Genomic DNA, 10,731 nt, shown 5'->3' on the forward strand with positions numbered 1-10,731 from the left:
AAAATAGAATAGAAACAGACAAAAACAATAAGAGGGAAATCAATTTCCCTCTTAAGCTAATGTATATCAATAGATTAAAGCTCTTGTTCAAATAACGCTAGAATCGCTTCATACAGTTCTTTTGTGGTGAAATTATTTGCCGGTGTTGAGAAGATAGTATCATCACCAGCAATACTACCTAAAATCCCTTCTGCTTTGCCTAATGAATCTAACAAACGTGCAATAAGCTGTGCAGCTCCAGGGCTAGTTCTGATCACGACAACAGAAGGGTTATAGTCTATATCCAAAACCAAGTTTTTGAGTGGACTGGTAGCGGTAGGGACACCAGGCTCTGTAGGCAGGCAATATACCATTTCCATTTTTGCATTACGGGTGCGAACTGCACCAAATTTGGTAAGCATTCTGGAAATTTTTGATTGGTTAATATTTTCGAAGCCTTCTTCTTGCAAAGCTGTGACGATCTCAGCTTGCGAGCTAAATTTTTCTTCTTTAAGTAGGGCTTTAAAAGCCTTAACCAAGTCTTCTTGTTTAGACGGAGTGCGCATAATTAACCCATTCTTTTGCATTGAACCAAGTTGTATTATCCGTAAAAGTGCATTTTTATGCAACAAAATTGCGTTATGATGATTTTATAACCAGTGAATAACTTAAAGTTAGATAAGCTTGTTTCGAGCTGATAGTCAGAAGTATTTATTTATCGTAAATTGTGGGAATGAAAAATTAGCATAATAGAACAATGAATTTTTCAGATGTCTGCTGTAAATTTATTGTTAATAAAAATATTTTTGATTGAATAATATACACTAAAAACAACTTATTGTGCGAAATGCAATACTCTGAAAAACTATTTGTTAAAAAAGTGCCCGTTATCTCATTAACAGATAAGGAATTTGTTTAGAATACTGGCAATTAATAAACAAGTTCTCTTGCGTTAAACTCTCTCTCTATCTGTTAACAAATTGTTTTTTATACGTAATGTGTTAAGTGTATAACAAATAAAGTGATATCTTTTTAAAGTACAAATTAAGGAGTTTCAGAATGAAAGTTGCAGTCCTAGGTGCAGCAGGTGGTATCGGTCAGGCTCTCGCCCTTCTTCTCAAAAACCAGCTCCCAGCAGGTTCAGAACTCTCCCTCTACGACATCGCACCAGTTACTCCAGGTGTTGCTGCTGACCTAAGCCATATCCCAACTGATGTTAAAGTGACAGGCTTTGCCGGCGAAGATGCAAAACCTGCATTGAAAGGTGCTGACATTGTTCTTATTTCTGCGGGTGTTGCACGTAAACCAGGTATGGATCGTTCTGACTTATTTAACATCAATGCGGGTATCGTCCGTAATCTGATCCAACAAATTGCTGAAACCTGCCCTAAGGCATTGATTGGTATTATCACTAACCCAGTGAATACTACCGTTGCTATCGCTGCGGAAGTCCTGAAAAAAGCAGGAGTATACGATAAAAACCGTTTATTCGGTGTGACGACGTTAGATATCATTCGTTCTAATACGTTTGTTGCTGAGCTGAAAGGCAAAAATGTTAATGACCTTGAAGTGCCTGTTATTGGTGGCCACTCAGGTGTGACTATTCTGCCATTGTTATCTCAAATTGAAGGTGTTAGCTTCACTGATGAGGAAGTTGCCGCGTTAACCAAACGTATTCAAAACGCAGGTACAGAAGTCGTTGAAGCGAAAGCGGGTGGCGGGTCTGCAACTTTATCTATGGGCCAAGCAGCTGCACGTTTAGGTTTATCTTTAATTCGTGGTCTCCAAGGCGAAAGCAATGTAGTTGAATGTGTTTACACTGAAGGTGATGGTGAACACGCTCGCTTCTTCGCACAACCAGTTGTTTTAGGTAAAAACGGTATCGAAAAGCACTTACCAATCGGTAAATTAAGCGCATTTGAAGAGAAAGCGCTGAAAGACATGCTAGATGTATTAAAAGCAGATATCGAATTAGGTGAAAAATTCATTAATGGCTAATGCCAATTAATTTTTCCTAATAGTGAATGTGAAGGGTTGAGTTTCGTTTAGAACTCAACCTTTTTTATTGGGTAAGTCATCATGAAGCATGCTGTCGCATCCAATGGTCCCAATGCGGATCTGATGGTATTTTCTCTACTAAAAAATCAATAAATGTCCTGATTTTAGGTGAGTGTGTATGGGCTGGGTGGTATAAAGCATATAGGGCAAATGGGGTGGATTTAGGGTCATAATCCAATAAGACAGGGAGCAACTCTCCGTTTTCAATATAATTGCCTAGCATATAAGTAGGTAAACAAACGATACCTTGATGGCAGCGTGCTGCCTCTAATAACCCTAAACTACTATTTACCTCAATCATATTATTAATTTCTAGAGGATATGCGCTACCGTCTTTATCCGTCATGCGCCAGGTGTCAGGAATATTTGGATTAATTAAACAATTGTGTGATGCAATATCGGCAGGGGATTGAGGAATACCATATCGTTCGAAATAAGTACGGCTTCCACAGTATACCCAATTAATATTACAAATTTTCCGTAATGCAAAGTTTTCAGGTGGGTGGCTGGTAATTCGTAATGCAATATCGAAATCAACTTCATTTAAATTAATAAGTTCGTCATTAAGGTCAACAGACAAACTCACTTTAGGATTGGTTTCTCGGTATTCACTGTATATTTGCATTAAATGACAAACTCCAAATGCAATAGAACAGGTAATTTTTAATTGCCCTTGAGCATGTTGATAGAAGCTGGCGGTATTGACCAGTGAGTCATCGAGATCGGCTAATAAGTTTTGCGATCGTTGCAATAAATAGCGCCCTGCGTCCGTTAAAATAAAATTTCGCGTTGTGCGCTTTAGGAGTACAACCCCCAACTGATCTTCGAGTTGTTGAAGGCCTCGACTAACTGATGATGGCGTTACATTCAGCTTCTTTGCAGCCAGGCTGAAGCTATTACACTCGACGATTTTGATGAATAACTCTAAATGCCGAAAAATCGCGTAGCTGTCAATTTTTGCTTTAAACGCAAAAGTGTTTTTATTTATTAGCATTGTCATGCCCTATTAAACCCGTTTATTCCAGCATACTATAATTGTGAATTTATCGCAGTTTACTCATGCCACACCAGTTTTAAAAAGAAATGTAGCTTCTACACAATATTGTTGTTCCTAACTTTTTTAATAATTAAATCTATAACGTTGAGGAATAGACTATGTCTAATAGTATTCAGGCAAGTGCAGATAATCCGATTAATACAAAAAAGATCCCCTTTACAAAATATGATGTTGGTTGGGTTATTTTATGCATTGGTATGGCAATTGGTTCAGGGATTGTTTTTATGCCTGTGCAAATTGGTATCAAAGGTATTTGGGTCTTTATTGCTGCAACAATACTTTCTTATCCAGCAATTTATTGGCTACAAAATTTATATCTCAGAACATTATCTGAATCTGAAGAATGTAATGACTACGCCAGTGTTATTACACAATATTTAGGTAAAAACTGGGGGATAGCATTAGGGATTGCCTATTTTTTGATGTTATTGCATGGAATGTTCTCTTACTCGCTGGCGGTCACCTTCGATAGTGCTTCTTACATTAAAACGTTTGGATTAACGGAAGGGCTATTATCTGATTCTGTTTGGTATGGGTTGATTATTATTTCAGTATTAGTCGCAATTGCTGCACAAGGGGAGCGGTTACTGTTTAAAGTCTCTGGTCCAATGGTTATTGTAAAATTCGGTATTATCGTACTGCTTGGTATAGTGATGGTTCCATATTGGAATTTTGCCAATATCACAGCATTTCCTGATTTTCTCCCATTTATGAGAGATGTTTTTTTAACACTACCATTTACCTTATTTTCTATATTGTTTGTGCAAATATTGAGCCCCATGAACATTGCGTATCGTAAAATAGAAAGTGATAAGCGTATCGCGACATACCGAGCAATACGCGCCAACCGTGTTGCGTATATTATTCTCGCCGTTGCAGTCTTGTTTTTTGCTTTTTCTTTTACTTTCTCAATTAGCCATGAGCAAGCCGTATCGGCCTTTGAACAAAATATTTCAGCATTAGCGATTGCTGCTCAAGTGATACCTGGGGCAATAGTGAAAGTGATGACCGCATTACTCAATATTTTTGCAATCTTGACGGCATTCTTAGGAATTTATTTAGGCTTCCAAGAAGCAATCAAAGGCATTGTTGTCAATCTATTGAGTCGATTTATTCCTGAAGAACGCATTAACCAAACAGTGCTACATTATGGGGTATGCTTAGGCGTTATCATTGCACTGTGGTTTTGGGTTTCAACACGGTTTTCTATTCTGTTTTTCATGCAACTTGGCGGCCCATTATTTGGTATCGTTTCTTGCTTAATTCCTTGCTATCTGGTTTACAAAGTTCCGGCATTACACAAATTTAAAGGCCCAACAGTGTGGTTCATCATTTTCTTTGGTGTGCTGTTATGCCTATCTCCATTCTTTAAATTTTTCGAATAAATAATGATGTTGTTGAGAGGATCTCATGAAGAAAAAAGCGGTATCTGAATTTCATGTTGATACACAAGTCACCCAGCTAGGGAGAGACCCTGCTAAGCAAGCTGGTTTTGTAAATGCTCCCGTTTATCGTGGTTCGACGGTCGTATTTCCAACTGTTGATGCCTTAATCAATGATAGGGCGGAATTTAATTATGGTACAGCGGGCACGCCAACAATTAAGCAATTGGAGCAAGCTTGGTCCGCTCTTGCTGGAGCCGAAGGGACGGTGCTTTCACCATCTGGTTTAGGCGCGATTGTGTTGGCATTGCTGACAACATTGAAAACAGGTGATCATTTATTAATGCCTGATAGTGTTTATCGGCCAACACGTAAGTTTTGTCATGGTCTGTTGGATAAAATGGGGATCATCACAACCTATTATGACCCGATGATTGGTGCTGACATTGAAAAACTGGTAACGCCAAATACCAGCACAATTTTTTTAGAATCTCCAGGTTCTCAAAGTTTTGAAATTCAAGATGTGCCTGCAATTGTTGAGGTTGCAAAACGCCATGATATTGCGACGATTATTGATAATACATGGGCGACACCTTTATTTTTTAAAGCTCATGAACTGGGTTGTGATATCTCGCTGGAAGCAGGCACCAAATATTTAGGCGGCCATTCTGATTTGCTAATGGGAATTGTCTCGGCGAATCAAGCGTGGTGGCCGAAACTACGTGAAACTTATGATTACATGGCCATGTTGCCGGGAGCAGAGGACTGTTTTCTTGCATTGCGGGGTTTGCGAACCTTACCTATTCGCTTAAAAGAAGCTCAAGAAAGAGCTTTAAATATTGCACATTGGCTGCAAGAACGAACCGAAGTGATTCGTATTTTACATCCTGCATTTGCTGATTGCCCAGGCCATGAAATTTGGAAGCGGGATTTTACTGGTTCATCGGGGCTGTTTTCCATTGTACTTGACCCTAAATATACCCAAACAGATATTGCAAAAATGCTGGATGGTTTATCAATTTTTGGTATGGGGTATTCATGGGGCGGTTTTGAAAGCTTAATTATTCCATTTAATTGTGCTGAATATCGAACTGTGACTAATTGGAACCCTGGTGGACCGACATTACGACTGCAGATTGGCTTAGAAAATTTAGATGACTTAAAACAAGATCTCGCTGACGGTTTTTCTCGGATGAAATAAACAAGACCGTTCTTTATTGGAGAGCCATCTAAGGATAATGCCGTGAATAAATTGATTTATTATTCACGGCGTTATAATTATATCAATTCAATTTTTAATCTTCTGCTGGTGTTTTTACTCTGACTTTTCTTTCTAATAAATCCCCTGTAATTGGGTCATAATAACGACTTGGCCAAATTTCAGCGGGGTGGATCGCTAAGAAATTGGCAATAATCCATTCCCCTTTAGGCCAAGGGCGTGATAGTGCATTTGCTAACGTTGAAGAGCTTAGTCCTGCCTCGCGCGAAATTGCGGCAAGAGTTGTCCCACGCTTACGTAAAGCTGCAATGATATCTGCAGGGTGCCAGTCCGACTTCCGTAAAATCATTTTTTAGTCCTTTTTTCACTTAGAATCATGTAGAGTTAGTGGTACGAGTAACCGAAAATTATGATACATTCAGTACATCCGTTTAGTTATTGGAAATAAAATAACAGAAATTTCCCAAAATAATTTCTGATTTTTTCTTAAAAATTCATTTTATGAAACTATCGTGGTTTTTATGAAATTAAATAGAAAGTCAGAATGAATAACTGTGAATTAGGATAAGACTTTGATGTTAAAACTAACTCTTTCTAGTTAGGGATAGAAATGGCATATTTAATGCTACTTTTTACTCGTACTCGTAATATATCTAGATTAGTTAATAAAATTAGTTAAATTATTAGTGAGTAAATTATTTAATTGTCTGTTATTAAAAGAAATTAGAATGCTAATAACAAATATAATTTGTATATTATTATTTATAGGCATAAATAAAACGAATGAGTTAATGAGGTTTTGAGAAAATATAGATAGTTTTCAACAACTGAGAATTAAATTGTCATCATGACTAGGAGGGTCAGCATGTACAAGGAATGGCTAACGGCAAAAGAGCTGCTTGGGTTACAAGGGCTTCCCATGACAACTCAAGGTATTAATGCAATGGCAAGGCGTGAAAACTGGGTAAGCCGTAAAAGGCGAGGTATTCAAGGCAAAGCGTTGGAGTACCATATTAGTTCTTTACCTATCGATATTTTTGAGGGGCAGTTTGCTAACGAAACTTCATCTCCTTATCAAGTAAAACGAAATGATAATGCCTTTATTTGGCAGGAAGCTTATAACCAGCTTTCTAATGATGAACGAGACACTATCCTGACATTTATTATGCGTGAAGGCACATTAGCACTAATTGATTTAATTAATAATAAATAATTTACAATTACTTAAGGTGTAAATAATTAATATATAAAAATAATATTATATTGAATTTAAAAAATTTTTTAACAGATGACATTTTAGTAAAGCTGCAACAGCAGGTTTCATAATATAAGTGTGAAGTGAAAAATGAAAAAATTATGGTTCACTGCCAAAGAATTAGCTGGGTTAGAAGGACTCCCGACATCACCCCAGGGAATTAACCTAATGGCAAGACGAGAAGGCTGGAAAAACCGCCGTAAAAGAGGGGTGCAAGGTAAGGCTGTTGAGTATTATTATGAAAGCTTACCGGGGGAAATCCAAGGGCAACTTAGCCTGCATGAGCCTTCGGTAACTTACCAAAGTCAAAGAACAGATGCATTACAGATCTGGTCAGAAGCGTATTATCAATTGACAGAGTCTGAGCGCAATAAAATAGTGAAGTATATCCTGCGTTATGGTTTGTCGTCACTGCTTGCGCAAATCGATGAAGAAGACAAAGGGGAAAAATAGCGTTTCCCCTTTTCTTGACCTGTTTTGCCTTTTCTAGTGACTAAGAATGGCGTTGGATTGCGATATAAGCTAAGCCGATCAATGCATCTTTATAAATTGAATCTTCAATTACATTTAAGGCATCAATCGCTTTTTGTGCTTCTTCTTGGGCTCTTGCATAAGTATATTCAAGGGAACCACAGCGTTTCATAGTTGCAAGAACAGTATCTAACAGATGACGCCCATTGCCTTGTTCAATCGCTTGGCGGATCAATGCTGACTCTTCTTCATTACCATTTTGCATCGCGTGAAGTAGGGGAAGTGTAGGCTTACCTTCATCTAAATCATCCCCCGTATTTTTCCCCAGCTGAGCATTGTCTGCATCATAATCGAGTAGATCGTCAATTAACTGAAAAGCTGTCCCAATATAACGACCATAATCTTGTAGTGCTTTTTCTTGCTCTGGTGTCGCATTGGCTAAAATCGCAGATGCATGGGCTGCTGCTTCAAAAAGACGTGCGGTTTTACTGTAGATCACTTGCATATAGTTTTCTTCAGTAATGTTAGGATCGTTGCAGTTCATCAATTGCAAAACCTCCCCTTCAGCGATCACATTCGTCGCTTCAGACATCAGTTTTAGCACCCGCATTGAATCGAGATCTGTCATCATCTGGAATGATCGAGTGTAAATAAAATCACCAACTAAGACACTCGCAGCATTACCAAAAACAGCATTTGCAGTTTGCTTTCCGCGACGCATATCGGACTCATCAACGACGTCATCATGCAGCAAAGTTGCTGTATGAATGAACTCGATCAATGCAGCAACTTGGGTATGTTTATGACCCGAGTAACCTAAGGATCGACCAGCAAGCACTGCGATCATAGGCCGGATCCTTTTACCGCCACCACTGACGATGTAATAACCAAGCTGGTTAATTAGCGCAACATCTGAATTCAATTGACTGAGGATGGCTTCGTTTACCGCTGACATATCCTCAGTTGTCAGTTCAATAATAGATTCTAAATTCATCTTAATTTATTCATATTATTAGTTTTTGGTTCATTCCCGAAATAAAAAGTTGGGAGACCGATAGAACAGTTATCTTTCTAGCATAACATTATTAATTATAAGATTATCAGGTGTGATGCAAAAAATGTTTAAATAAGTAACAATTGAGTGAATAGGGACAAAATCAACGTTCAAAAACGGTTATTGAGAAAAAAGTCGTATTTTTTGTCATCTAACCGCATTATTGGCTTGTGTTCTGCTGCTTTTTTGCGTAGAATTCGCGCCCTATTGTGAATATTTTATAGCGTGCTCTGGAATTGAAATATTTAGCGGGTACGCGGAAAGCGGAGTTAATATGTACGCGGTTTTCCAAAGTGGTGGTAAACAACACCGAGTTAGCGAAGGTCAAACTGTCCGCCTAGAAAAGCTGGACATCGCAACAGGTGAAACTGTTGAATTTGATCAAGTTCTGATGGTTGCTAATGGCGATGAGATCCAAATCGGCGCTCCTGTCGTTGAAGGCGTTAAAGTGAAAGCGGAAGTGGTTGCACACGGTCGTGGCGAAAAAGTTAAAATCGTCAAATTCCGTCGTCGTAAACATAGCCGTAAACAACAGGGTCATCGTCAGTGGTTCACTGATGTTAAGATCACTGTCATCGCTTAAGATTTAGGAGAGCAGATTAATGGCACACAAAAAGGCTGGTGGTTCGACTCGTAACGGTCGTGACTCAGAAGCAAAACGTTTAGGTGTTAAACGTTTTGGTGGTGAAGCTGTATTAGCAGGTAGCATCATCGTTCGTCAACGTGGTACTAAGTTCCACGCAGGTAACAACGTAGGTTGTGGCCGTGACCACACTCTGTTCGCATTAGCGGACGGTAAAGTTAAATTTGAAGTTAAAGGTCCAAACAATCGTAAATTTATCAGCATCGAAGCTGAATAAGTTTTCTGACCTTTAATTCAGAATTAAAGCCCTGCAAAAACCTTTTGCGGGGCTTTTTATATTCAGATATTTGATCTTTAATGAACTACACACGTATTAAAGATGCACCATCTCTGAGTAGAACAGCCATCCAGCGTTATGCGGCTCAGAAGCGGAGAGAGAATTATGAAATTTGTAGATGAAGCCAAAATATTGGTCGTGGCAGGAGATGGTGGCAATGGTTGTGTCAGCTTCCGCCGTGAAAAATACATCCCTAAAGGGGGACCGGACGGTGGTGACGGTGGCGATGGTGGGGACGTTTACTTACAAGCAGACGAAAACCTCAACACGCTAATCGACTATCGTTTTGAAAAATCATTTCGTGCAGAACGTGGCCAAAATGGCCAAAGTCGTGAATGTACAGGTAAACGTGGTCAAGACATCACTGTAAAAGTACCCGTAGGAACGCGTGTACGCGATTTAGGGACCAACGAAGTACTTTGTGATATGACTCGTCATGATCAACGTCATATGGTCGCTAAAGGCGGCTTCCATGGGCTTGGAAATACCCGTTTTAAATCTTCAGTGAATCGTGCTCCACGTCAACGTACCATGGGGACAAAAGGGGAAACTCGCGAAATACTGTTAGAACTAATGCTGTTAGCAGATGTTGGTATGCTCGGTATGCCGAATGCAGGTAAATCTACCTTTATTCGTTCAGTGTCAGCAGCAAAACCAAAAGTTGCTGATTATCCATTTACCACTTTAGTCCCAAGCTTGGGTGTCGTGCGTATGGATAACGAACAAAGCTTTGTGGTTGCGGATATTCCAGGGTTGATCGAAGGCGCAGCGGAAGGTGCAGGCCTTGGGATCCAATTCCTGAAACACTTAGAACGTTGTCGTGTCTTACTTCACTTGATTGATATTTGCCCTATTGATGAGTCTGATCCTGTCGAAAATGCGAAGATCATCATCAGTGAGTTAGAAAAATACAGTGAAAAGCTGGCAGCAAAACCACGTTGGTTAGTCTTCAATAAGATTGATATCTTAGGTGAAGAGGAATCAGCACAGCGCGCAGCAGAAATTGCCAAAGCGATGGGCTGGGAAGATAAATTCTATATGATTTCAGCAGTTAACCACGAAGGTGTGAAAGCACTGTGTTGGGATATCATGGAATTTATGAATACTCAACCGCGTGATATGGCAACGACTGAAGATACACAGCAACCTGAAAAAGTTGAATTCATGTGGGACGATTATCACAAAGAACAACTTTCTGGTACTGAAGATTTTGATGATGACTGGGATGACGATTGGGATGAAGATGACGACGAAGGTGTCGAAATTATTTATCAAAAATAGTTTATCTTAGAAATGTAAAAAGGCGCGAAAGCGCCTTTGAGGTTGTTGACAAAGT

Annotated in this window: 12 protein-coding genes; 8 read left to right on the top strand and 4 right to left on the bottom strand. The window is 39.2% G+C overall.

All coding sequences use genetic code 11. The annotated features are described in order from the left end of the window. Positions 1–74: 74 nt before the first annotated feature. The gene (gene argR, locus PSF31_RS12085) at positions 75–545 is read right to left on the bottom strand and encodes a transcriptional regulator ArgR (protein WP_004907450.1); all 471 of its coding nucleotides are present in this window, start codon (positions 543–545) and stop codon (positions 75–77) included. A 493-nt stretch (positions 546–1,038) separates the two neighbouring features. On the opposite strand from argR, the gene mdh reads away from it, so the two are divergent. Continuing rightward, positions 1,039–1,977 carry a malate dehydrogenase gene (mdh, locus tag PSF31_RS12090; protein ID WP_004905937.1) on the top strand — a complete coding sequence of 313 codons (939 nt, stop codon included), beginning with the start codon at positions 1,039–1,041 and terminating at the stop codon, positions 1,975–1,977. A gap of 79 nt (positions 1,978–2,056) precedes the next feature. On the opposite strand, the gene PSF31_RS12095 is transcribed toward mdh, so the two are convergent. After that, the gene (locus tag PSF31_RS12095; RefSeq protein WP_004905935.1) at positions 2,057–3,031 is read right to left on the bottom strand and encodes a LysR family transcriptional regulator; all 975 of its coding nucleotides are present in this window, start codon (positions 3,029–3,031) and stop codon (positions 2,057–2,059) included. Positions 3,032–3,291: 260 nt separating this feature from the next. Here PSF31_RS12095 and PSF31_RS12100 point away from each other — a divergent pair, with 260 nt between their 5' ends. Both PSF31_RS12100 and metC read left to right on the top strand, forming a co-directional pair. After that, entirely contained in the window at positions 3,292–4,479 is a 1,188-nt protein-coding gene (locus tag PSF31_RS12100; RefSeq protein ID WP_232062965.1) for an amino acid permease, read from the top strand. Positions 4,480–4,504: 25 nt separating this feature from the next. Further along, complete coding sequence (gene metC / locus PSF31_RS12105; protein ID WP_094961656.1) at positions 4,505–5,677, top strand: cystathionine beta-lyase; 1,173 nt, start codon at positions 4,505–4,507, stop codon at positions 5,675–5,677. A gap of 94 nt (positions 5,678–5,771) precedes the next feature. Here the strand turns inward: metC and PSF31_RS12110 are convergent, their stop codons facing one another. Continuing rightward, entirely contained in the window at positions 5,772–6,044 is a 273-nt protein-coding gene (locus PSF31_RS12110; RefSeq protein ID WP_004905930.1) for a helix-turn-helix domain-containing protein, read from the bottom strand. Between the two features lie 516 nt (positions 6,045–6,560). On the opposite strand from PSF31_RS12110, the gene PSF31_RS12115 reads away from it, so the two are divergent. Together PSF31_RS12115 and PSF31_RS12120 are read left to right on the top strand one after the other, a co-directional pair. After that, positions 6,561–6,908 (top strand): DNA-binding protein, encoded by a 348-nt coding sequence (locus PSF31_RS12115; RefSeq protein WP_004905929.1) that lies wholly within the window; start codon positions 6,561–6,563, stop codon positions 6,906–6,908. A gap of 132 nt (positions 6,909–7,040) precedes the next feature. Continuing rightward, positions 7,041–7,403 (top strand): DNA-binding protein, encoded by a 363-nt coding sequence (locus PSF31_RS12120; protein ID WP_004905928.1) that lies wholly within the window; start codon positions 7,041–7,043, stop codon positions 7,401–7,403. 40 nt (positions 7,404–7,443) lie between these two features. On the opposite strand, the gene ispB is transcribed toward PSF31_RS12120, so the two are convergent. Next, on the bottom strand, positions 7,444–8,415 hold the full coding sequence (ispB, locus tag PSF31_RS12125) for an octaprenyl diphosphate synthase (RefSeq protein ID WP_096864332.1): 972 nt from the start codon (positions 8,413–8,415) through the stop codon (positions 7,444–7,446). A gap of 334 nt (positions 8,416–8,749) precedes the next feature. On the opposite strand from ispB, the gene rplU reads away from it, so the two are divergent. The 3 genes from rplU to cgtA all read left to right on the top strand — a co-directional run bounded on the left by rplU (position 8,750) and on the right by cgtA (position 10,676). Continuing rightward, the gene (gene rplU / locus PSF31_RS12130; RefSeq protein WP_004905925.1) at positions 8,750–9,058 is read left to right on the top strand and encodes a 50S ribosomal protein L21; all 309 of its coding nucleotides are present in this window, start codon (positions 8,750–8,752) and stop codon (positions 9,056–9,058) included. Between the two features lie 19 nt (positions 9,059–9,077). Further along, positions 9,078–9,335, top strand: a complete 258-nt coding sequence (gene rpmA, locus PSF31_RS12135) for a 50S ribosomal protein L27 (RefSeq protein WP_004905922.1) — start codon at positions 9,078–9,080, stop codon at positions 9,333–9,335. Between the two features lie 165 nt (positions 9,336–9,500). Further along, positions 9,501–10,676: an Obg family GTPase CgtA gene (gene cgtA / locus PSF31_RS12140; RefSeq protein ID WP_036958779.1), complete on the top strand. Its 1,176-nt coding sequence runs from the start codon at positions 9,501–9,503 to the stop codon at positions 10,674–10,676. Positions 10,677–10,731 lie beyond the last annotated feature (55 nt).

The sequence above is a fragment of the Providencia sp. PROV156 genome (genome assembly GCF_028480905.1).
Classification (GTDB): Bacteria; Pseudomonadota; Gammaproteobacteria; order Enterobacterales; family Enterobacteriaceae; genus Providencia; species Providencia hangzhouensis.

What these genes read in the sequence shown, in the direction of transcription:
- metC (WP_094961656.1), top strand. Translation starts at nt 4,505, where the DNA reads ATGAAGAAAAAAGCGGTATCTGAATTTCATGTTGATACACAAGTCACC.
- PSF31_RS12120 (WP_004905928.1), top strand. Translation starts at nt 7,041, where the DNA reads ATGAAAAAATTATGGTTCACTGCCAAAGAATTAGCTGGGTTAGAAGGA.
- PSF31_RS12095 (WP_004905935.1), bottom strand. Translation starts at nt 3,031, where the DNA reads ATGCTAATAAATAAAAACACTTTTGCGTTTAAAGCAAAAATTGACAGC.
- rplU (WP_004905925.1), top strand. Translation starts at nt 8,750, where the DNA reads ATGTACGCGGTTTTCCAAAGTGGTGGTAAACAACACCGAGTTAGCGAA.
- PSF31_RS12115 (WP_004905929.1), top strand. Translation starts at nt 6,561, where the DNA reads ATGTACAAGGAATGGCTAACGGCAAAAGAGCTGCTTGGGTTACAAGGG.
- rpmA (WP_004905922.1), top strand. Translation starts at nt 9,078, where the DNA reads ATGGCACACAAAAAGGCTGGTGGTTCGACTCGTAACGGTCGTGACTCA.
- PSF31_RS12110 (WP_004905930.1), bottom strand. Translation starts at nt 6,044, where the DNA reads ATGATTTTACGGAAGTCGGACTGGCACCCTGCAGATATCATTGCAGCT.
- PSF31_RS12100 (WP_232062965.1), top strand. Translation starts at nt 3,292, where the DNA reads ATGGCAATTGGTTCAGGGATTGTTTTTATGCCTGTGCAAATTGGTATC.
- cgtA (WP_036958779.1), top strand. Translation starts at nt 9,501, where the DNA reads ATGAAATTTGTAGATGAAGCCAAAATATTGGTCGTGGCAGGAGATGGT.
- mdh (WP_004905937.1), top strand. Translation starts at nt 1,039, where the DNA reads ATGAAAGTTGCAGTCCTAGGTGCAGCAGGTGGTATCGGTCAGGCTCTC.
- argR (WP_004907450.1), bottom strand. Translation starts at nt 545, where the DNA reads ATGCGCACTCCGTCTAAACAAGAAGACTTGGTTAAGGCTTTTAAAGCC.
- ispB (WP_096864332.1), bottom strand. Translation starts at nt 8,415, where the DNA reads ATGAATTTAGAATCTATTATTGAACTGACAACTGAGGATATGTCAGCG.